Source organism: Microcystis aeruginosa NIES-843, assembly GCF_000010625.1.
GTDB lineage: Bacteria > Cyanobacteriota > Cyanobacteriia > Cyanobacteriales > Microcystaceae > Microcystis > Microcystis aeruginosa.
On record NC_010296.1, the window covers coordinates 3199129 to 3221039 of the forward strand.

The 21911-nt window shown below is 40.7% G+C and carries 24 protein-coding genes and 2 pseudogenes; 15 read left to right on the plus strand and 11 right to left on the minus strand.

Going from position 1 to position 21911, the window contains the following annotated elements; all coding sequences use genetic code 11:
• Positions 1–553: 553 nt before the first annotated feature.
• From MAE_RS29885 to MAE_RS15320, 3 genes are all read right to left on the minus strand, one after another.
• Entirely contained in the window at positions 554–748 is a 195-nt protein-coding gene (locus MAE_RS29885; protein ID WP_162467764.1) for a hypothetical protein, read from the minus strand.
• 299 nt (positions 749–1047) lie between these two features.
• Positions 1048–2034 (minus strand): IS30-like element ISMae39 family transposase, encoded by a 987-nt coding sequence (locus tag MAE_RS15315; protein ID WP_012265332.1) that lies wholly within the window; start codon positions 2032–2034, stop codon positions 1048–1050.
• A gap of 80 nt (positions 2035–2114) precedes the next feature.
• On the minus strand, positions 2115–2726 hold the full coding sequence (locus MAE_RS15320; protein WP_080506998.1) for an ATP-binding protein: 612 nt from the start codon (positions 2724–2726) through the stop codon (positions 2115–2117).
• A gap of 90 nt (positions 2727–2816) precedes the next feature.
• Between MAE_RS15320 and MAE_RS15325 the strand changes: the two genes are divergently transcribed.
• Positions 2817–3803: an IS30-like element ISMae39 family transposase gene (locus MAE_RS15325; RefSeq protein ID WP_012265332.1), complete on the plus strand. Its 987-nt coding sequence runs from the start codon at positions 2817–2819 to the stop codon at positions 3801–3803.
• Here the strand turns inward: MAE_RS15325 and MAE_RS15330 are convergent.
• The 4 genes from MAE_RS15330 to MAE_RS36485 all read right to left on the minus strand — a co-directional run bounded on the left by MAE_RS15330 (position 3794) and on the right by MAE_RS36485 (position 5320).
• The gene (locus MAE_RS15330; protein ID WP_012266400.1) at positions 3794–4219 is read right to left on the minus strand and encodes a hypothetical protein; all 426 of its coding nucleotides are present in this window, start codon (positions 4217–4219) and stop codon (positions 3794–3796) included. The genes MAE_RS15325 and MAE_RS15330 overlap by 10 nt on opposite strands.
• Before the next feature lie 127 nt (positions 4220–4346).
• A complete protein-coding gene (locus tag MAE_RS15335) occupies positions 4347–4655 on the minus strand; it encodes a hypothetical protein (RefSeq protein ID WP_012266401.1) in 309 nt (102 codons plus the stop codon).
• A gap of 16 nt (positions 4656–4671) precedes the next feature.
• A complete protein-coding gene (locus tag MAE_RS15340; RefSeq protein WP_012266402.1) occupies positions 4672–5073 on the minus strand; it encodes a hypothetical protein in 402 nt (133 codons plus the stop codon).
• Between the two features lie 58 nt (positions 5074–5131).
• Positions 5132–5320, minus strand: coding sequence for a hypothetical protein (locus MAE_RS36485; RefSeq protein WP_012266403.1), 189 nt, complete (start codon positions 5318–5320; stop codon positions 5132–5134).
• A gap of 246 nt (positions 5321–5566) precedes the next feature.
• On the opposite strand from MAE_RS36485, the pseudogene MAE_RS36125 reads away from it, so the two are divergent.
• Positions 5567–6913: pseudogene (locus tag MAE_RS36125) on the plus strand (NB-ARC domain-containing protein).
• 284 nt (positions 6914–7197) lie between these two features.
• On the plus strand, positions 7198–8289 hold the full coding sequence (locus MAE_RS15355; RefSeq protein WP_012264242.1) for an ISAs1-like element ISMae8 family transposase: 1092 nt from the start codon (positions 7198–7200) through the stop codon (positions 8287–8289).
• A 358-nt stretch (positions 8290–8647) separates the two neighbouring features.
• On the opposite strand, the gene pheT is transcribed toward MAE_RS15355, so the two are convergent.
• Positions 8648–11083 carry a phenylalanine--tRNA ligase subunit beta gene (gene pheT / locus MAE_RS15360; RefSeq protein ID WP_012266406.1) on the minus strand — a complete coding sequence of 812 codons (2436 nt, stop codon included), beginning with the start codon at positions 11081–11083 and terminating at the stop codon, positions 8648–8650.
• Between the two features lie 225 nt (positions 11084–11308).
• Between pheT and MAE_RS15365 the strand changes: the two genes are divergently transcribed.
• The 7 genes from MAE_RS15365 to MAE_RS15390 all read left to right on the plus strand — a co-directional run bounded on the left by MAE_RS15365 (position 11309) and on the right by MAE_RS15390 (position 16370).
• A complete protein-coding gene (locus MAE_RS15365; RefSeq protein ID WP_002735446.1) occupies positions 11309–11875 on the plus strand; it encodes a hypothetical protein in 567 nt (188 codons plus the stop codon).
• The gene (locus MAE_RS15370; RefSeq protein ID WP_012266407.1) at positions 11872–12810 is read left to right on the plus strand and encodes a DNA-methyltransferase; all 939 of its coding nucleotides are present in this window, start codon (positions 11872–11874) and stop codon (positions 12808–12810) included. The genes MAE_RS15365 and MAE_RS15370 overlap by 4 nt, the downstream gene beginning before the upstream one ends.
• 221 nt (positions 12811–13031) lie before the next feature.
• On the plus strand, positions 13032–13664 hold the full coding sequence (locus MAE_RS15375) for a 2OG-Fe(II) oxygenase (protein WP_012266408.1): 633 nt from the start codon (positions 13032–13034) through the stop codon (positions 13662–13664).
• Between the two features lie 27 nt (positions 13665–13691).
• Entirely contained in the window at positions 13692–14471 is a 780-nt protein-coding gene (locus tag MAE_RS15380) for an ABC transporter ATP-binding protein (protein WP_002776950.1), read from the plus strand.
• A 25-nt stretch (positions 14472–14496) separates the two neighbouring features.
• A complete protein-coding gene (locus MAE_RS35755; protein WP_269453919.1) occupies positions 14497–14619 on the plus strand; it encodes a hypothetical protein in 123 nt (40 codons plus the stop codon).
• Positions 14603–14746, plus strand: a complete 144-nt coding sequence (locus MAE_RS33425) for a hypothetical protein (RefSeq protein ID WP_158303533.1) — start codon at positions 14603–14605, stop codon at positions 14744–14746. The genes MAE_RS35755 and MAE_RS33425 overlap by 17 nt, the downstream gene beginning before the upstream one ends.
• 232 nt (positions 14747–14978) lie before the next feature.
• Positions 14979–16370, plus strand: coding sequence for an MlaD family protein (locus tag MAE_RS15390; protein WP_012266410.1), 1392 nt, complete (start codon positions 14979–14981; stop codon positions 16368–16370).
• A gap of 27 nt (positions 16371–16397) precedes the next feature.
• On the opposite strand, the gene MAE_RS15395 is transcribed toward MAE_RS15390, so the two are convergent.
• From MAE_RS15395 to MAE_RS15405, 3 genes are all read right to left on the minus strand, one after another.
• Positions 16398–16757, minus strand: coding sequence for a DUF5615 family PIN-like protein (locus MAE_RS15395; RefSeq protein WP_002763705.1), 360 nt, complete (start codon positions 16755–16757; stop codon positions 16398–16400).
• On the minus strand, positions 16754–17086 hold the full coding sequence (locus MAE_RS15400; protein WP_002750711.1) for a DUF433 domain-containing protein: 333 nt from the start codon (positions 17084–17086) through the stop codon (positions 16754–16756). The genes MAE_RS15395 and MAE_RS15400 overlap by 4 nt, the downstream gene beginning before the upstream one ends.
• A gap of 146 nt (positions 17087–17232) precedes the next feature.
• Positions 17233–17838 carry a choice-of-anchor C family PEP-CTERM protein gene (locus MAE_RS15405; protein ID WP_041804151.1) on the minus strand — a complete coding sequence of 202 codons (606 nt, stop codon included), beginning with the start codon at positions 17836–17838 and terminating at the stop codon, positions 17233–17235.
• A gap of 380 nt (positions 17839–18218) precedes the next feature.
• On the opposite strand from MAE_RS15405, the gene MAE_RS15410 reads away from it, so the two are divergent.
• The 5 genes and pseudogenes from MAE_RS15410 to menA all read left to right on the plus strand — a co-directional run bounded on the left by MAE_RS15410 (position 18219) and on the right by menA (position 21785).
• Positions 18219–18650, plus strand: a complete 432-nt coding sequence (locus MAE_RS15410; RefSeq protein ID WP_012266413.1) for a DUF29 family protein — start codon at positions 18219–18221, stop codon at positions 18648–18650.
• Between the two features lie 151 nt (positions 18651–18801).
• A pseudogene (locus tag MAE_RS15415) lies at positions 18802–19005 on the plus strand (DUF5678 domain-containing protein); the annotation flags it as partial.
• A 36-nt stretch (positions 19006–19041) separates the two neighbouring features.
• Positions 19042–20055 carry a WD40 repeat domain-containing protein gene (locus tag MAE_RS15420; protein ID WP_012266415.1) on the plus strand — a complete coding sequence of 338 codons (1014 nt, stop codon included), beginning with the start codon at positions 19042–19044 and terminating at the stop codon, positions 20053–20055.
• Between the two features lie 46 nt (positions 20056–20101).
• Positions 20102–20674 (plus strand): Uma2 family endonuclease, encoded by a 573-nt coding sequence (locus tag MAE_RS15425; protein WP_012266416.1) that lies wholly within the window; start codon positions 20102–20104, stop codon positions 20672–20674.
• 199 nt (positions 20675–20873) lie between these two features.
• Complete coding sequence (gene menA / locus MAE_RS15430) at positions 20874–21785, plus strand: 2-carboxy-1,4-naphthoquinone phytyltransferase (RefSeq protein WP_012266417.1); 912 nt, start codon at positions 20874–20876, stop codon at positions 21783–21785.
• The last annotated feature ends 126 nt before the right edge of the window (positions 21786–21911 follow it).

Consider the following 21911-nt stretch of genomic DNA (forward strand, 5'->3'; position numbering starts at 1 on the left):
GAGATGCGCTCACCCTGTAAATGAAACAGATCTACCCCTGAACGGTTACAAATTTTTGTTAACATATTATCCACCGAAGAACCATGAATGTTAAAATCGCTGGCAATTCCCGATCTGAATCTTTACTATATGAGAGCAGTACAACCCAGCCAAACAGAGCGGGAGCATCTCACCTTTGCAATGAGCATAAATACTTAGTGGAAAAATAGGCTTTTCGAGGGTAATTCTTGTTTTAATTCTCCATGTACGCAGTCTTTAAAAGCCTCTATTTCGTTCCAAGACACGATTAAGAGTGGCTTTTAGGCTAAGTATAATTACTTATCGCGTAAGTGAGATGCTCCCAACAGAGCCTGTTATTGTCGCTCAATCGGGAGCATCTCACCTTTGCAATGAGCATAAATACTTAGTGGAAAAATAGGCTTTTCGAGGGTAATTCTTGTTTTAATTCTCCATGTACGCAGTCTTTAAAAGCCTCTATTTCGTTCCAAGACACGATTAAGAGTGGCTTTTAGGCTAAGTATAATTACTTATCGCGTAAGTGAGATGCTCCCGCTCAATCTTCCTCTGAACCTTCCCGATCAAATCCACCGCCAGGTAACGGCAGTTTCCCTTTAGTGCCGATAGGAGTAACTGTTGTGCTTACTTTGATGCTGGTTGCTTTGTGGTCGCAAATGGAAATAGAGGCTCTTCTCGTTTCTGTGTGGGAGTAAGAAGAATAGGGATAATTTTCCAGAAATATAGTCTTCAAAGCCTTGCCTAGCAAGACTCCTACGAATGATAAGCACTGATTATCACACCAAGTCGAGAAGAGCCAAATAGATAGAGAAGGGATTAACAAGTTAAGGCTTTGCACAAGTGGTATGTTACTGATCCAATCTTTACTAAATGGTAAGTTAGGAGATTTATTAGGTAAGTCGCCCCGCTCTCTGAATAAAGATAGCAACAACGGACAGGATAATTCCGACGGATAAGTAACAGTGAGATTGAGTCATCTAAGCCAATTAATACCCGCCGATAAAACTAATTTTTCAACAGTAAACGGCCAATTCAAGTCTGAATTGCATCACTGTCTGATCTACCTTTATAGAATACCTCATTCGGGGTACGATAGTCAAGACATTTTCGAGGACGATTGTTAATCAAGTTTACGGCTCTTTCCACCTCCTCTGGCTTAACGATTTTAAAATTCGTTCCCTTGGGGAAAAATTGTCTTAACAGTCCCTTGGTATGCTCGTTTAATCCCCTCTCCCACGAATGATAAGGAGTAGCAAAATAAAAATCTGCTCCTAGTTTCTGACTCAACTCTTGATGTCCACAAAATTCTTTGCCGTTGTCACAAGTAAAGGTTTTTCTTTTGTCAGGGTGAATCTCTTGAAAAAGTTTTTCTGTGACTCTATTGATTTCCGATGCGGTTTTGTTTTTGGCTAATCCTGCTCCTAAAAATTTCGAGGCTTTATCTACATGAGTAACGAGAACTCCTAGATGATTGCCTCCAATCATTGTGTCACTTTCCCAATGACCGATTTCAGTTTTCTGGTCAGCAATTACTGGTCGCTCGCTGATATCTACACGCCCTGGAATCCCTCCACGCTTACTTTTTGCTCCGCCTCGACTCTTTCTTTGACAAAGCCCCCGGCGTAAATATTTCTGGTACTCTCCACATCCGTGATAGTTCTGATAGATCATTTGATAGATGGTTTCGTGACTGAGAGATTCTTGACTGGCTCTTTTCAGACGACCTGCTATTTGTTCGGGACTATGATAATCTTTCAATCCTTCTTTGACCAACTCTAAGGCTGACTCGCTGACATTTTTAAAGGGTTGTTTGGCATTTTTTCGCCTTGTCTCGCTTTGAGCTTGTGCTGTGTCAGGTAGATAGCAGCCAAGGGAACTTTGATTCCTTTTTAATTCCCGTGATATTGTGCTTTGATGACATCCGAGCCAGACGGCCATTTGCCGTTGAGATAAATTTCCCTCCTGACTAAGTTGGTAGAGCAAGTTTCTTTGTTCTATGTTAAGATGTTGGTGGCTCATTTTGGGTCTGATTTGTTTTTGTTAATGATCAGACAGTACCTGATGAGCCTTTCTTTGTCAACTCTTGAGGTTGATGCGTTTCATTTTTGAATTGGCGCAGCATCTAACGCATCTGAAAGATCCCGATAACCTATTGTACTACCGTTATTCATGGCAACTTTTAAGGCCGAATCAATAATCGCATTACGTATATCCCTGCCACAGACTTCATCTATTTCAGCAAGCTTCTCGGTAGATACATCCTCTAGAAGTGGCAAATTTTTTGGCAGAAGTTTCTGCCAGATGAGGTTTCTACAAATTTGATCTGGCATTGGAAAAAATATATTACGAACCCTAGTCTCAAATGCAGGATCATAGTTTTCAACTAGATTGGTGGCAAAAACGACAATTCCTCGAAATCTCTCTAGTGAAATTAGTAACTGACTGCGCATAGAGTTTATTGCCTGTTCGGATCCTTGAGTTACGTTAGTCAATCTTTTAGAGAGCAAGGAATCTGATTCATCAATGAAAAGGACGGCATTGTCGCGTTCAGCCGCATAAAAAAGGGCTTCAACGTTTTTAGGACCCTCCCCATGATACATACTCTCAATCTGAGCATAACTGACCAGTAAAATATTTCTCTCTAAGTAAGAAGCTACTGCGTGCGCAGCCAAAGTTTTTCCTGTGCCGGGTGAACCGTAGAAATCGCCAATTCAAAAATGAAACGCATCAACCTCAAGAGTTGACAAAGAAAGGCTCATCAGGTACTGTCTGATCATTAACAAAAACAAATCAGACCCAAAATGAGCCACCAACATCTTAACATAGAACAAAGAAACTTGCTCTACCAACTTAGTCAGGAGGGAAATTTATCTCAACGGCAAATGGCCGTCTGGCTCGGATGTCATCAAAGCACAATATCACGGGAATTAAAAAGGAATCAAAGTTCCCTTGGCTGCTATCTACCTGACACAGCACAAGCTCAAAGCGAGACAAGGCGAAAAAATGCCAAACAACCCTTTAAAAATGTCAGCGAGTCAGCCTTAGAGTTGGTCAAAGAAGGATTGAAAGATTATCATAGTCCCGAACAAATAGCAGGTCGTCTGAAAAGAGCCAGTCAAGAATCTCTCAGTCACGAAACCATCTATCAAATGATCTATCAGAACTATCACGGATGTGGAGAGTACCAGAAATATTTACGCCGGGGGCTTTGTCAAAGAAAGAGTCGAGGCGGAGCAAAAAGTAAGCGTGGAGGGATTCCAGGGCGTGTAGATATCAGCGAGCGACCAGTAATTGCTGACCAGAAAACTGAAATCGGTCATTGGGAAAGTGACACAATGATTGGAGGCAATCATCTAGGAGTTCTCGTTACTCATGTAGATAAAGCCTCGAAATTTTTAGGAGCAGGATTAGCCAAAAACAAAACCGCATCGGAAATCAATAGAGTCACAGAAAAACTTTTTCAAGAGATTCACCCTGACAAAAGAAAAACCTTTACTTGTGACAACGGCAAAGAATTTTGTGGACATCAAGAGTTGAGTCAGAAACTAGGAGCAGATTTTTATTTTGCTACTCCTTATCATTCGTGGGAGAGGGGATTAAACGAGCATACCAAGGGACTGTTAAGACAATTTTTCCCCAAGGGAACGAATTTTAAAATCGTTAAGCCAGAGGAGGTGGAAAGAGCCGTAAACTTGATTAACAATCGTCCTCGAAAATGTCTTGACTATCGTACCCCGAATGAGGTATTCTATAAAGGTAGATCAGACAGTGATGCAATTCAGACTTGAATTGGCCAATTAAGTGCAGAATAAGGGAAGGGTTGTATATTTCTTAATCCCCACTCATCAAATACTAATTTTTCAAGGACTGAAATTTTACTAGCTATTAGTAATTCTTCCTTAACTGATTCAGGAACGACTAATTGTTCCATTGAAAAATTCGGCTTTTGGCTACGATACTGCTCCGCTCTTTCCTCTAGGGAAATAGAATTTGCTTTACTGACAGACGCTTTGTTACTATTTTTGCTCAGATTTTTGACGGAGTTTAAATCTACACTTGAGGAAACAATTAAAGGTAAATTTTCTTTTCCGATTTTTTCTAAATAGCTTTGCCAAGCTGCATATATTCTGGTTTTGAAAACAAGAAAATCTTTTTCACTTTCTGTGGTGGTTGGTATATCCTGAAATATAATTTCGTCTTCCATGTTGTTTGCTTAAATTTTTGTATTGACAATAAAAAGTAGTCCTTGATAATTTTCGATTAACTTTAGGCAGGACTACCCTCATCTATAAAGTATTACACGGTTGCAATTAACTGTTACTCAGCCTTACCTAAATCGTGACATAAACTACATCCTCGTCTTCAAGTTCATTTGATATTGAGTTACTTTCAACGAGTAAAGCCTCCTTTGTTGACGTGTTGTACACAAATCTCTTGTGCTTCTTGCTACCCTTTTGCTTAGCAATTTTTTCTAATTCCGAACTAGCTTCAGGCGCAATTATGAGAACTTCATCATCAAGGTCATCCCAATAATCAGAGATGATCTCCATAACAGTAGCAATACTGATAATAGCCAAGGCTACTGCGGCTGCTCCAAACAAGAAACCCAATAGTACAAACTCTAATCCACCTAACAACATAGTAAACACTCCTTACTTATTTTTGTGGTAAATCAATCACAACACTATCATCGTTTCCAAAGATGTCATCTAATTCCTCATCAAGTTTTTTCGCACTGACTTTTCTACCTAAATAACCTCTTTTTTTGGGTACAATTTTTTCCTTATTGTCTATAAAAACCTGAGTTATCACCAATCCTTTAGATGAACGCTCAAGTTTGAGCAAGGTTGACTTTACAGTAGGATATTTCAACTTTATGTCAATAGCGTACTCCAAAGCCTCAACATAAGTGAATACACTATGATCAGAAGCAAGTTCCCCTTCTCTCAAGGTATCTAAAAGTCCGTATATCGGTTCTTTTGCTATACTTTTAACAAAATCTTTGAATCTTTCCAAATTTTCAGCTATTTTTTCAAATTTAGGCTCATTATCTGACATCATAATCAAATCTCCAGATGTGAACGATGACAATAAGGTATAAAGGTATAAGTATTACCTAACCCCCCGAATACTTGATACCAACTTGACTTAAAATCTGAGCCACTTTGGTTGCATTTGAGCTATAATTAACCTCGATAGTATCGCCTGAAATTGTCACACTCGAACCTAAAGAGTTAACTACTTTTGCCTTAGCTTCTGATTTTTTAGAATCGAGCGCATATTTGTCTAAAACGAACTTCGTCATAAAATACCTGCGTTAAACTGAGACATAAGCAATAATACTTAGAACTAGCGTCGCTGAGTTAGATATGGTTAGTTTTAGGTCTGTTTTGCTTAACTACATTCCATCATGCCAAACGCTTCCAAAAAGTGACAACCCCTAAACATCGGATTTTATCGGGAGTTTTGTCGGGTAAATTTTTCTAAAAATTGGAAAAAGTGGGATTTAGTTGGGCTATAATACCCAAAAGTCTTTTGCTGTGTCGATTGTATGAATATCACGGAAGTCTTACAACTGATTGACGAACGCCTTATTGAGCGAGATAAAAAGCCGCTAAATACTATCCAGAAGGCTATTTTTGAAGGGAGTTGGCAAGGACAGAGTTATCAAGAAATAGGTAACGAATATCACCGCAGTGAGACTCATATTAGAGAGGAAGGTGCTAAATTATGGAAGCTTTTATCGGATGCTTTTGGGGAAGAAATAAGAAAATCTAATTTTCGTTCTACTATAGAAAGAATGAAGATTAAATCATCTCCAAATTCTTTGAATGTTGTAAATAGTAACAATAACCATTTTTGCCATACACAAACCTTCACTTTACCTAATGATAATGATAAAAATAGATATATAAACTCTCAATCTGAATCAATCTATCATGATCTAACCCTTGCTCCCCAAATTATTGATTTTTACGATCGAGAAAACGAACTCGCAACAGTCTCGAACTGGGTGTTTAAGCAAAATACTCGCTTAATTGCCGTTTTGGGATTAGGGGGAATAGGAAAAACCACCCTAGTTAAACGATTTATCGATCTCAATTTAGAACAATTTGAAGTGGTGATTTGGAAAAGTTTAAAATTTCCTAAGTCTTTAGATTTATGGCTAAATGATTTATTGAATACTTGCCAAAAAGAACCGAAAGAAAGCACCGATAATAAAATCCAGCAATTGTTAGAAGTTCTAAGCAATCATAAATGTTTAATCGTCTTAGATGATTTTCAGAATCTTTTTGCTGTTGGTCAAATGGCGGGTAATTATCAACCTGAATATAGTAGTTATTAACATTTTTTAAAACTGATTGCAGAAATCCAACACCAGAGCCATTTTATTCTCATTAGTCAAGAAAAATCCGCAGAAATGAACTATCTTAATCAAGAAAATTCTCCTATTCAATGCTTAGAATTATCAGGATTTGAAGCGATTGATTTTCTTGAAAATAAAGGTTTACAAGATGGGGAAAGATGGTTAGAATTAATTCAATTATACGAAGGTAATCCTTTTTATTTAACCGATATTGCCGTTTTGATTAAAGATGTTTTTGATGGCAAGGTTAACGATTTCTTGGCAGAAAATAGCTTAGTTATTACTAAAAAAATGCAGTCTCATTTAAAACAAATTTTTGGTCGCTGTTCTCCCCTTGCCCAACAAATCGCCTTAGAATTAAGTAAAGTTGAGCAACCTTTATCTAGAGAGGAGTTAAAAAATAACCTAGATTTATCTGCTAGTGATTTAATCAATGGTTTACAATCCTTGCAACAACGTTATTTAATTCAAAGGGAGCAAAACCGATTTCAATTATCATCTATTTTTAAAGCGTATATCAAAAGCGATTGATTGTAATATTTTTTAGAGGAGATCGAGTCTGAAAAAGAACCCTTCCAACCTCTTAAACTGATTGGTAACAATTAGAGGCAATCAGCGATATTGATAGCGATGTGTGAGATTATTCTTGAGATAATAAATGGCTGGTTATAATTAAATTAAAAATGGATTTTAGGTTCGATCCCCCCTGCCCCCCTTGATAAGGGTAGGGCTGTTTCATTCTCCCATCAGAATATCAAAAGTAAAAGCGATCAATATCAGGTAAAATGATAAGTGACCGCCAACCTTTTAAATATATGTTGAGCTTAATAGAAAAACTGAAACAAGTCAAGGACTTTCGGAAAGATAAAGGAAAAAGACACCCTTTATGGATAGTATTAGTAGTAATAATACTGGGAACAATGCTAGGATACTCAGGTTATAGAGAACTAGGAGAGTTTGCTAAAAATAATCGGCACAGGCTCAGTAAAGAATTTAACATAATTCCAGAAAGAGTCCCATCCTATTCAACAATTAGAAGGGTAATGATGGGAGTTGACTGGCAGAGTTTGTTAAAAATGTTTAATGAATGGGCATTAGAAGAATATGGACAAAGAGATGATATAAATTGGCTAGGTATGGATGGAAAAAGTCTCAAAAACACCCTAAAGAATCCTAATAATGAACAACAAAATTTTATCATGTTTGTCTCATTGTTTAGTCAAGAAAGTGGATTAGTATTACACTTAAAAAGAATCGAAAACAAAAAAGGGTCTGAAATCGACGAAGGGCAAGCTATAATTGAGGATTGCTCTCTCCAAAATAAAGTTTTTACTGGCGATGCTTTACACTGTCAGAAAAAAACAATCAGCTTAATAGCCAAGAGTAAAAATGACTATGTTATCACCGTTAAAGGAAATCAGAAAAATCTTTATAAGCGAATACAAGACCTGAGTAATTCCTCAAAGCCAGAAAGTTGCTTTCTTGAACAAGATAATAGTCATGGACGAAAAATATCAAGAAAAATAGAAGTTTTTAAAGTGAGAAAAAATGAAAGACAAGGGTTTGAAAATCTGCGAAGAGTTATTAAAGTAGAAAGAAAGGGTAGTCGCGGGGATAAAACCTATGAAGAAACAGCTTACTATATCAGTAGCCTAACCGAATCCGCTCAAGTATTTGCTAAAATTATTCGAGGACATTGGAAAATAGAAAATCAGTTACATTGGGTAAAAGATGTAATTTTTGAGGAAGATAAAAGCGAGATAAGTGATTTTCAAGCGGCCAGCAATTGGTCAATTCTCACAACTATAGGATTGAATCTTTTCAGAGGTTTGGGTTTTCTCTCAATAACAGAGGGACAGAGGTGGTTAGCTGAACGTTGGGAAAAACTGATAGTTTTATCGACGTAAGAAGCAGAAAAATTAGCTAAATTAACAGGATGTACTCTCAGACAATTTCAAGAAAGATAGGCTTTTAGTGGCTTGGAAACAGGCTTTATCAATTTATTCATAATCAATATTGGCAGAGGATTAAAGATTAGTTATTGTCACTAACTCTTTTGATTAGAAAAAGATAAACTTGAGAATTTTCATTCAAATTTATTGACTCAAAATCAGCTGTAATTAATTTAAATGAAACAGCCCTACCTTGATAAGGGGGGTGCCGGTAGGCGGGGGGATCTCCCTTGATAAGGGGGGCATCTGATAATTTTTAACGCCTACCTACTTATAAAGTCGATGTCTGATAACTGATAATTGATCGCTGAATTTAACTTCTTAAAGAAACTTGGAACTGTTTAACTAAAGCTTCTCGCACTTTTGTCATTAAGGGTTCCACATCTTCATCGGTTAAAGTTCGATCGCTGGCACGATAGACTAAACTAAAGGCCAAACTACAATGATTTTCTGGCACATTCTGCCCCTGATAGCGATCGAATAATTCGACTTTTTCTAAGAGATTGCCCCCAGCATTTTTGATAGTTTTTGTCAATCTATCTACGGGTATATCTGTGGAAACAAAGAAGGCGATATCTCGTGCTGCCCCCGGATAGGTAGAATAGACCTGTAAACGCGGGGTAATTTTGGCACTATCGCTAAGAGTTGCTAACAGGATCGGGAACTGGATTTCAAAGGCATAAACTGCCTCAATTAATCCCTTTTGCTGACGCAATTGCGGGTGTAGTTGACCGAATATACCTAGGCGTTGTTTGCCAATCCATAAAGATGCTGTTCGTCCGGGATGAAAACGCGCATCTTCGGCATCTTTTTCGTAGCTTACTGTCAGCGAAAGGCGATCGAATACTGCTTCTAAAATCCCTTTTGCTTCATACCAAGTCATGGCCACCTCTTTACCCGATCGCAGCCAACGTCCGGCCGGGAAGAAATCACCGCCAAAAATACCAGCAATTGCATCGTATTCGTTGATATTATCCGATTCTAGGCGGAAAACTCGCCCGATCTCGAAGCCATTTAAGGAACCGTTCCCCTGAGACTGATTATACTCAAACGCTTCGATTAAACCGTCGAGGAGATTAGTCCGCAAAGCAGAATACTCGACAAAAAGGGGATTAGCGAGGACAACTTCCGCTAATTCCGGTTTAACTAGGGAATACTGGACTAATTCCGTCAAACCGACTGCTCGAAAAGCTTCCCGCAGCCGACGCTGTATAGTTTCCTCAAAGGATAATCCTCCGGCTGCGGTTTTTGCCGGCAAAGTATCGACAAAGCGATCATATCCGTACAGTCGCGCTACTTCTTCAATTAAGTCAATTTCCCGTTCTAAATCCCGATAACGGTAGTCTGGGACTGTCACAGTCCACAGAACAGGATTTTTTGAGGTTAACTGCAATTCACAGCCTAAATTGCCTAAAATCCGTTCCACATCTTCGGCGAGAATTTCACCGATCGCACCATCATCTAGGGTAACTTGACCCAGTAGCTGCTGTAAACGTTCTAAACGCAATTCGATCGAACCCCTGGACCGTTCGGCACGATAATCAGCTTTAACCTGACTGCTGACAGTTCCCCCAGCTAACTCTAGAATCAAATCGATCGCCCTTTGACAAGCATATTCCAAAGCGGCGGGATTAACACCGCGTTCATAGCGTCCAGAAGATTCGCTGCGTAAACCCTGCGCTTTTGAGGAACGACGGATAGCGATCGGATCGAATAAAGCCGACTCTAGCACAAGATTAACGGTTTCCTCGTTAACTTCTGTATCTTGACCTCCCATCACTCCCGCTAAAGCTACCGGCTTATTATTGGCAGTAATTAATAAATTAAGCTCTTTTAAGCTTCTTTCCTGACCATCAAGGGTAATGATTTTTTCCCCTTCCTCGGCAAAACGGACTCCAATAGTAACGGATTTACCTCCGGCAAAACTTTGTAAACGATCGCGATCGAAAGCGTGTAAGGGTTGTCCCCACTCCAAGAGGACATAATTAGTAATATCGACCACATTATTGATCGATCGCAATCCGGCAGCCTGTAAACGCTGTTGCAACCATAGCGGAGATGGGCCAATTTTTACCCCCTCGATCACCGTACCAATATAGGCAGGACAGGCTTTATTTTCTGATATTTCCAGCGTTAAATCTTTTTTAGGGGAAAATTCCCGTAATTTGACTTTTGGTAGGCTTAATTCTCCTCCTGTCAAAGCCGCTACTTCTCGCGCAACTCCGATCATACTCAAAGCATCGGCACGGTTAGCGGTGGGAGAAATATCTAAAATCACCTCATCGAGTCCTAAAAGGGGACGAACATCTGTACCTAAAGGGAGATTTTCCTGGCTAAAAATGTGGATTCCTTCAGAATCTTTAGTTAATCCTAATTCTGCGAGGGAACAGATCATCCCTTCCGATTTTACCCCGCGCAATTTAGCCGGTTTAATCGTTAAATTGATTTTGGCTAAATAAGTTCCCAAAGTAGCCACAGGAACTAGAATATCAGCCCTAGCATTGGGCGCACCACAGACAATTGTACTAGGGTTTTCCTGACCGATATCCACCTGACAGACACTTAATTTATCCGCATTGGGATGGGGTTGGCGATCGATAATTTTACCAATAACCACACCCTTTGCCCATTCTCGGCGATCCTCGATCTCTTCCACTTCTATTCCCGCAATTGTCAATAATTCGGCTAATTCTTGGGGAGATTGGGCAATTTTGACTAATTCTCGTAACCAGTTGATCGAAATCCGCATCGTTAATTCTTGCTTGCCGTTGGTTCTTAACTATTGTAAACCGTGGGTAGTCAATGATTTAGAGATTAGGGCCGATCGGCTGTTAAAATGTTAGGGGGAGGATGGAAGGACTGTGTAAATAACCGCTCATTTTCCTTGGCCAGGGGTGATATTATCTTGGAACATATTACCGATAATTTGGGGAGATAATCAGTAGTTAGCTATCTATATCAAAAAGGATTATTGATGCCACCCGATCAAATAGAAAACCTCCTCAAGGGAATTTTGAGACAATACCAAAGTTCTTTTAGTGACAAAATCTATGGAGAAGAAAATGATGATTATGATCCGCTTATGAGGGTATTTGGAATTACTCCTAGTTTAAAAAGGGAAAATCGTCAGTATTGGGGCAGGGAACTAGGAATGTGTTGGCAACGTCTGGTGACAGAAGTTTTTAAGGCTAATTGTTTAGATTATCAACCGGCTTTAAAGATTGCAGATGATCAACCTTGTGACTGCATTTTAGGTAGAGATGCCATTGATACTAAATATAGAATTGGTTCGGGAGATTCTGGCACACTTAAAAAGTTTAAACAGTATGGAAAACTATTACAGGAAAGAGGACTTAGACCTATTTTACTGATTGTGCGAGAGGATAACTTACCAGCAGCGATTAAAGCTTGTCATCTGGGTGGCTGGACTGTTTTGCAGAGCCAACAAAGTTTTGATTATATACTTGATCGCAGTGGGTTCGATTTGCTGAAAGCTTTTGATAAATTTTCTGAAACACAGGAGTTTTATATTGCCCGATGAATATCTCAAAAAGATGGCAACTTCTGCACGGTGATTGTAGAGAACTTCTCACTTTACTAGAAGAATCTAGTATATCTTGTGTGATCACAGATCCACCCTATAATTATGAGTTCATTGGCAGAAATTGGGATCATGATGAAATCCAAAGACGCAGAGAACGCATTCAAAACAGTTCCACACTGGTAAAAAATATTCCCTATGGAAGTGGGTTAGCTGGTGGGGTTCGCAATGAGCGTTGGTATCAACGCAATCGCGAAAATGTGGTCAATTATATTGAATGGGCAACAGATTGGTCAAAGGAACTAATGCGTGTTTGTAAAAGCGGGGCTGTTGTCGCTGTTTTTAGTAGCACAAGAACACTAGCTCATATTCAGATTGCTCTTGAAAATGCCGGTTTTTATGCTAGAGATGTGCTGGTTTATAGACGACATTCAGGCATTCCCAAAGGATTAAATATTGAGAAAAAACTTGACAAAATTGGTGACACTAATGCTCAACAATGGCAAGGTTGGCATACTTGCTTGAGAAATGAATGGGAAGCTATAGTTATTGTGCAGAAGCCTCTAAAAAACAATTATATTGAAACTCTACAAATGACTGGATTAGGTCCCTTTAAAGCTATACTAAGTGACGGCTCTTTTCAATCCAATATTTTAGAGGGCTTTTCTAAAGGACGGGATGAAAATTTTGATGAGCATTGTACGATTAAACCTTTATCATTGATTAGAAAACTGCTCGAGTTATTTCTACCACAGGATAACAGTCATATAGTTCTCGATCCTTTTGCTGGAACGGGTACAACTTTAATTGCCGCTCTAGAATTAGGTTATCAGACTATTGGTATTGAAATTGAAGCTCAGTATATTAATATCATTCAACAACGTTTGGGGGAATATTTTGGCAAGATCGGACAAGAATTTGAGGTATTTGATTAGTCAATCAAAAAGTTAACAATAACAACCGCTACGGTAGAAAATCGGCTCGGCAATAAATCCCTCGGAGAATTAAGGAGAGTTAGTCAAGCTTTCGAGCAGAACATCATTCTTAATAACTCTTATCTTAAAGTACACACAGACAGAACACTTCTGGGAAAATTATCCCCATCTCTCTAGGAACAAGCTATCATAAAGATTGCCATACCGTTGCGATTCTATCCGTGCCTTACTATTCCCAATATCCCGACGCTTTTACTCCCAGTTATCTGAGCGAACTACAAGGACAGATTCTCGCTTGTCCCCACTTCACAGTTAACAATTTAAATCGAGATTTCGTTAAAACCAAAGGCTTTTCCATCGCTTTTCGACGCACACAAATCAGCGAAGTTGAACGAATGTTTCCCTATTTTAAACCCTATCTTGATCGCAGTTTACAAGCTGACTGCAACGCTTTTTATCTTAACCCCTTACTCCTACAAACCGGTTCACGAGTCGATCCCCATATCGATCGCTCCCTGCGCTCCTATTGTAAAACTATCGATCCCCCGCTCCTAGTTAGCGTCCTTTATGTGCAGGTTCCTAAAGATATTCAAGGGGGGGAACTGGTACTAGCAACAGGCAATCGTTCCGTGGCCCAGATTCGTCCTTGTGCTAACACCTTGATCCTATTTCAAGGAGATCTTACCCATTCAGTTAATCCCGTTAGCTGTTCTGGTATTCGTCTGAGTCTTGTCTGCGAACAATATCGTTTAGATGCCGAAGAATTGCGAGAGATTCCCGAAATGCAGATAGAATCGCGAACCATAAAACCAGAAAAGAAAAAAAAGAAAGATCGGGTCGTTGCCCTACAATAAAAGGGCATTTTTGTAAAGATATTCTAGATGGTGATGCGCGAACCGATCGTCGAATTAAGGGGAGTGACCAAAGCTTTCGGCAAGAAAGTAATCTTAAATAACGTCGATCTGAAAGTGTACGAAGGGGAAGCGATCGGCGTGATCGGTCCATCTGGGACGGGAAAATCGACGATTTTACGGTTAGTCGCTGGATTACTGGCCCCCGATCGAGGAGAAGTGTACATCTACGGCACAAAACGCCAGAGAACCGTAGAACAAGGGGAAGATCCCCTCGGTGTTGGTCTAGTTTTCCAGCAATCGGCCCTTTTTGACTCCCTCACCGTCGGGGAAAATGTCGGTTTTGCTCTCTATCGCCACTCAAAGCTAAAACGAGCCGAAATTCGCGATTTAGTGGAAGAAAAACTCGATTTAGTGGGTATGTCCGGTTCCTACGACCTCTATCCCTCTGAAATATCCGGAGGGATGCGAAAACGCGTCAGTTTAGCCAGAGCAATTATCAGCGATCCCTCGATCGCAGCCGATCGACCGAACATTCTCCTTTACGATGAACCCACTGCCGGACTCGATCCCGTCGCTTCTACCCGCATCCAGACGGTAATTATGGAACTTCTCAAAGTAAAAAAAGCCTGTGGGGCCCATCTCATTGTCACCCACGTCCACAGCACCATCGAAAATACCACCGATCGCATCGTTTTTCTCTATAAAGGTCAATTTCAATGGGTTGGGCCGACTCAAGAGGCTTATCACTCGGAAATCCCCGTACTCAAGCAATTTTTTACCGGCAGTATCGACGGACCAATTCAGTAAACTGCCAATTGAGGTCAGTGGGGTGATGGGGAAGTGGGGTGATGGGGAAGTGGGGTGTGGGGTGTGGGGTGTGGGGTGTGGGGTGATGGGGAAGTGGGGTGTGGGGTGTGGGGTGATGGGGAAGTGGGGTGATGGGGAAGTGGGGTGATGGGGAAGTGGGGTGTGGGGTGTGGGGTGTGGGGTGTGGGGTGATGGGGAAGTGGGGTGTGGGGTGTGGGGTGTGGGGTGTGGGGTGGTCACTGCGTGCGCGTTGCGGGGGGAAGTGGGGAGAATAAATAAAAATAATCTCCTGAATCCTGAATCCTGAATCCTGAATCCTGAATCCTGACTCCTGAATCCTGACTCCTGAATACTGAATACTGAATACTGAATACTGAATACTGAATACTGAATCCTGACTCCTGACTCCTGAATACTGACTCCTTGACTCTTGCCTTCAGAAACTGATCGCTGAAATCCTCCGATTTCTCCTGTAAGATACTCTGTAGAGATGAGGAGTAATTATTTATGGAAGCTGGCGGTTCACAACGGGGGATTTCCCCAACTCTCAGGCAAAGTGGTATCGGTTTAATGTTACTGACATCGGGGGGAATATTAATCTGGTTTATCGCCTGGTTAAGTAATTTTAGCTTCGGGGGACGCAGTTATCGCGCCAGCTTCCTTTTTCCTAATGTGGGTGGCATGATGGTGGGAACCCGCGTCGGTTATCGGGGAGTGAGAATCGGGCAAGTGACGGCAATTACCCCAGAACCGGAGGGAGTCGCCGTAGAAGTGGAGATTTCGCCAGCAGATCGCCTAATTCCCAGTAATTCCCTCATCGAAGCCATTCAATCCGGTTTAGTGGGTGAAACCACGATCGATATTACTCCCCTGCAAGCTTTACCCGTCGGTGGTGTCAAAGAACCCCCTTTGAGTCCTAACTGCAATGGGGAAGTGATTATCTGTAACGGTTCCCGTTTACAAGGGCAATCGGCGCTAAATGTCAATACCTTGATCAGATCTTTACTGAGAATTTCTAATCTAGTTAGCGATCCCGATATGGTGGCCGGATTTCGTTCCTTTACCCAACGCGCTGCCAATGCCTTGGGGGGACTCGATCGCTTTAGTGGTGAGGCAACCACCGCTTTAAGCGAGGTACGTCGCAGCGGTACTCTAGGTAAAGTTAATTCGGGTATGAGATCCCTAGAATCTTTACCGCAAGTATCCGGTTCCCTCGATCGCCTTTCTAGTGATCTTTCCGGTGTCGGGGGATTGAGTCAGGAAGCGACTACTTTACTGAGAAGTTTACAGGGAAGTGGCGGCCTGAGAAATTTAGACGCTACCCTAGTAGAGGCCCGAAAAACGCTGCTTTTGGTGGGAGAAACTACCGAAGAACTGCGGGTTTTTTTGGCAGCTAATCAAAATCGTTTAATTGCCACTCTCGATAGTATCAAAACTACTAGCGATCGCCTACAAACTACCCTCGCTGCTTTGGATCCGATTCTGACGCAAGTGCAGAAAAGCCAAATTATTGAGAATTTAAACACTATTTCGGCAAATGCTGTTAAATTAAGTGAAAATTTGGGAAATTTTACCGCTTATCTCTCCGATCCTGCCACTGTTGTCACCCTACAGCAACTCCTCGACTCCTCTCGCGCTGCTTTTGCCAATCTTCAGAAAATCACCTCGGATGTGGATGAAATTACCGGTAATCCGCAACTGCGACAGGAAATTATCCGTTTAATTCAGGGTTTAAGTCGTTTGGTTTCTTCTAGCGAACAATTACAGCAGGAATTCGCCCAAGGTCAAGCAATGACAAGAATGGCCGCCCAAATTGCGACAATAGCCCCAAATCCCGCCCCTAATACCCCAGAAAAAGACCCTAAGAAACCCAGAAAAAGCCCCGAAATAAATGATTAAATGTGTTTGAAAAATCACCTTAGTTCCTCATAAAGGAATCCAATCTAAGCGATCAATCCATTCTTCAGCTTCTGTTAATTCCCAGATTAAAATCATTGATTCAGCCCATTGACTAATTGTACCGCTAGGGCGTAACCAAATAATTCCCCAAGTGTGACCTCCCGTGTTCCAATGATCTTTTAAATGATTGGGCATGGTACTTCTATTGTCAGTGATTAACAGTCTCTGGGATAATTCTAAATATTGCAATAAATTAGGATCAAGTGTCCCTAAAAGAGGTGCATCCGCATCACCAACTCGCAAAATATCTATAGTAGAATTGATACGTTGAACCGCTATTTTTAGCTTAGGAGATAAATTTTCATCCAGCAAAAACCGAATTTTCATGCTTTTTGTAAATACTCCTGCTCCTTTTTAATTTTTGCTTTTCTTAAACGATCAATTAAAGGAGATGATGTTTCTAGCCACTGTTGATAATGTTGTTCCCGTTGTCTTTCTAGCTTGACAAGATAGAGATCGATTTGTGCTTGATTGTGATAATAATAGGTCAAAGTGGCATAAATTTTTTCTAAATTTAGAGTTGGTAATTCTTGGAGAATTTCTTGAGGACTATAACCTTGTCGATAGTATTTCAGTACGTCCTCAATGCCAATACGATGTCCTTTTAATTGAATATTATCTACTGCTACAAATTCAAAATAATCTTCTAACTGCATAGGTTGTTACCTCCTAAAACATCAATACTATCCTAGCATATTATTAAAAATGTGCCGCAAAATTCAAATTATTCACCGATTTTAAGCCTATCTGAATATTCAATTTAACCCACCTAGTTTAGATGGGTTAAAAAGATAAAAATAGATTAAGATTGACGTTTTAAAGCAGAACTAATTCCTAATACTCCTAAACTCAATAATCCTAGCACTGATGAAGGTTCGGGGATAGGAGTAGGAGTAGGAGGAGGGGAAAGAGCTATCACCGAGACATTATCCAACGCAGGACCAGCAAAGCTATTAGTTAAATCGATAAACTCAAGGGTAGTGGTTGTACTGTTAGCGGTAAAATCCCAAGATTTTGATAGCCATCCCATATTTGAATTGCTTTTTCCTGTTGTATTAAAAGAAAAATCAGCAGAACTTCCTCCCGCACTCACTCTCATGTCTTTAATAATAGGACTTGCGTTGGGATTACCCGCCAGATCAAAAGTCACCCGATAAGTCCCACCGACAGTTGTGTTAAAGGTTTGCTTAATTCCACCAGGACTCGCTCCTGCACCTAGGTCCAGACTTCTAGAACCATTAGAAGCTTGCCATAATGTACCGATATAATCGATTGATCCTTGGCTAACCGTCCATCCTGTAATTACCGTGGAACCAGTATTAATTGTTTGAAAAAGACCAGGGTTTGCACCGTTCTCAAAACTGCCATTTTGAATCAAATTTGCTGCCTGTACAGGGGTGATGATCAAAGCACTTACCCCAAGGACAGAGGAAGCAATTGAGAGTTTTAATAAGCTGTGCTTACCCCCCCCTGAAAATCAATTAGTTTTGCTAATCTTTGAGTCATGACTAAAAACTCGACTGTTACAAGAACGGCCTCATCATAGCAGAGAAAAGCTTATAAAATAGATGAAAAAAAGATTAAGTTTTTGGCTCTTCTCGACTTTGTGTGACAATTTTTGCTTATATAGTAGCGATCGATCTTTGTGTCCTTTGTGTCTCTGTGGTTCGTTCCACTCACTCGCCCGCAAGAATGTATCTTAGAATACATTTTACCCAATAAACCTGGGATATCCGAGAGACTTGTGGCCAGATATAATTAAGGGGTATTTGGGGAAGAAATTGGATTATGGAAGAACTTTTAGAATTAAAAGCTTTGCTCTTAAAAGGTGATATTAAAGGTTCACTGGCGATTGTAGAAGACCTTGAAGATATGAGCAAAAATGGGATTATTAGCACCATTCGTTGTTATGCTGTTATCTTATTACTTCATTTAATTAAACAACAGGCAGAAAACCGAACCACTCGTTCTTGGGATGTCTCCATTCGCAATAGTGTTAGAGAAATTCAACGCCACAATCAACGCCGAAAAGCGGCAGGATATTATTTAAGTGATCAGGAATTAACAGACACTTTAAACGATGCTTATCTTAATGCTTTGGATGCCGCTTCTCTAGAAGTCGAAACAGCTTGTTATCAATCGGAGCAACTAGAAGCTATAATTGACAAAAATAAACTGATTAGCACTGCTTTCCTTTTAATAAAAAACGTCTCTCCCTAGAAAGATTATGACCAACTCAATCTCTCAAGAACAAGCCCAAGAAATGTTAAGTAGCTGGTTATAATTAAATTTAAAATGGATTTTAGGTTCGATCCCCCCTTAATCCCCCCTTAATAAGGGGGGCATCTGACAACTTTTAACGCCTACCTACTTACGTTGGTTAAACAAAAATCGTGACACCGTGATTGATTTGTATAAAGATCAATACATTGCCTATAATGAAAAAGGGGTGATTGCTCACGGTGAAAATTTACAGAATGTTCTAGAAGAAGCCAAGACAACCAATCAAGAATTTGTCATTTATCTTGTTCCTCGTTGTCGTTATTCTATTCAAATTTTACCCCTTCAAGTTTAAAGTAGTTTAAGATGATTTTGACAACGGCAAAATTCTATGAAAATAACCCTTTATCAACCGACGTTATCGTTATTATTACTGCTGTTGCTATCCGGTGGTTGTGCAGTCAATCAGGAAAAAGAGAAAACCACCACCCCGCAAGCGTCTCCCCTAGCAGAAATCGTTCCTTGGCAGATGGTCGAACGGGTTACTATTTTAAAAGCCGATCAGGATCCCATCTATGCTTTGGCCATTAGTCCCGATAACTCCCTGCTGCTGAGTGGTAGTTTTGACGGCACTGTTAGGGAATGGGACCTAAAAACCCAAAAACCTCTCAGGACTTGGCAACTAGGAGATACTGTTAACGCTATCCAATTTAGTCCCGATGGCAAGAGTTTCGTAACTGCCGATGCGGGGGGAAAAGTGCAACGCTGGAATACGCGCACGGGAAAATTAGAAATGACCTATCCCGGCCATGCTTTTCTCGTTACTGATGCCGCTATTTCTCCCGATGGCAAAATTTTGGCTACGGGTAGCTGGGATCGTACAGTCAAACTCTGGGATTTTCAGACGGGTACACTGTTAAAAACCCTGCGCGGTCATAATCATCCGATTCAAGCGATCGCATTTAGTCCCGATGGTAAAGGAATTGTCAGCGCCGATTACGATGGTTTCGTTAAACTGTGGAAAGTGAGTACCGGTCGCTTTATTCGGGCCTATGCGGGGAATTTATTCCCCGTTTATCGGGTGCTTTTTTCCAAGGATGGTAATACCGCCGGTACTGCTAGTCAAGACGGTTCGATCCGCGGTTGGCAAGTGAAAAGCGGCATCGGCACCACTACTATTCTCGCCCATAACGACGCTGTTACCGATATGGCCCTGCTGGATGGGGGTAAAGTTTTGGCCAGCACTTCCGGGGATGGAACTGTCAAATTTTGGGATGTTAATACCCGTCGGCACTTGAATACTCTCAAGGGAAACGTCATCTTAAGAATGGTTGCCAGTCGAGATGGTCGTTGGTTAGTCACTGGAGATCGAGACGGTGCGATCGCAATCTGGCGGGGAATCTAATTAACTATAATTAAGACTAGAGTGTTTTCTAGGGCGAAATATAGCTATGGCAGCAGTGATTTTAAACTTAGATACAGTCAATCTCAGCGATGAGCAGTTTTACCGTCTCTGTCAAGTTAACCCAGATTGGCAACTGGAAAGAAACGTTCAAGGAGAATTAATTGTGATGCCACCTGTTGGGGGAATTAGCGGCAACCGAGAGGCCGATTTTATCATTGACTTAGGTATCTGGAACCGTCAAACCCGATTGGGTAAAGTCTTTAGTTCGGCGACGATTTTTCGTTTACCGAAGGGGGGAGATCGCGCTCCCGATGCCGCTTGGGTGAGTTTAACTCGTTGGCAAGCTCTGAGTCGAGAAGAACAGGAGAAATTTCCGCCTATTTGTCCCGATTTCGTTATTGAACTACGCTCCCGTAGCGATTCCCTCCCAGAAATTCAAGCGAAAATGCAGGAATATCTCCACAGTGGTTTGCGATTAGGTTGGCTAGTTAATCCTCAACAACAACAAGTGGAAATTTATCGTCCTCAGCAATCCGTAGAAATTATGGAACTACCGGCTAATTTAAACGGAGAGGATGTCTTACCCGGCTTTAGTCTATTTATCTCTATTTTTGAGTAAAATATCCTTAAAACCGAGGTATGATCAGACCTCTGGTAAAAATCAAAAATTGTTGTTAGGGTTAGGAGTCGGTCGTCAGTAGTCAGGGGAAATTTAGGGACTTTTTCCCTGAAAATTGGCTAATTGACCCCCGAAAATCGGTAAAACCCCACACCCCACACCCTACCCCTAGGAAAAACTTTTTCAGCAAACCCTAACTATGACCACCGATACTGTCACCACTCCCTCGCCCAAAAAACTCTGGTTAGCAGCCATTAAACCACCAATGTATAGTGTGGCGATTATACCGATTATTCTGGGAACAGCGATCGCTTATCAGGAAACAGGTCGATTTTCTCTGCCGATTTTTGCCACTTTTATCCTCTCAGCTATTTTAATTCTCGCTTGGTTAAATCTCAGTAATGATGTTTTTGATGCCGATACCGGGATCGATGTCAATAAGGCACATTCGATTGTTAATTTAACCGGTAACAAATCTTTAATTTTCTGGCTGAGTAATCTTTTTCTATTATTAGGCATCGCCGGTATTTTTGCTATTAGTTATGGGCGAGGCGATTGGATGCTCCTAGAATTAATCGCCCTCTGCTGTTTTTTGGGCTATACCTATCAAGGACCTCCCTTCCGTCTCGGTTATCAAGGATTAGGTGAAATTATCTGTTTCTTTACTTTTGGACCCTTGGCGATTGCCGCTGCCTACTATTCCCAAGTCGGTGCTTTTTCTCTCTCTAGTCTAGCGGCTTCAATTATTATCGGGATTACCACTTCTATCATCCTTTTTTGTTCCCATTTCCATCAAGTCGCCGATGATCTCAAAGCGGGTAAAAAATCACCTATTGCCCGTTTGGGTACTTTAAAAGGTTCTAGAGTTTTAACCGTAGTCACGGTTCTCGTTTACGTTTTAACGGTAGTTTTTGTCCTGCTGCAAGTTTATCCCCCTCTCACTCTTTTAATCTTCCTTAGTCTCCCTTTCGCTTGGCAATTAGTCAACCACGTTAACCAAAATCACGACCAACCTCAGCTAGTCAGTAACTGCAAGTTTATAGCGGTTAATCTTCACTTTTTTAGTGGCATTCTCTTCTCCCTTGGTTATTTCCTTGCTTCCCGTTCATAAACCCGATTTTTTTTCTTAAACCCCTTTATCAGTTATCAGTTATCAGTTATCAGTTATCAGTTATTAGTTTTGAGTTTTAAGTTCAGTGATCACTGTTTACTGATCACTGAAAACACTTCCTCATTC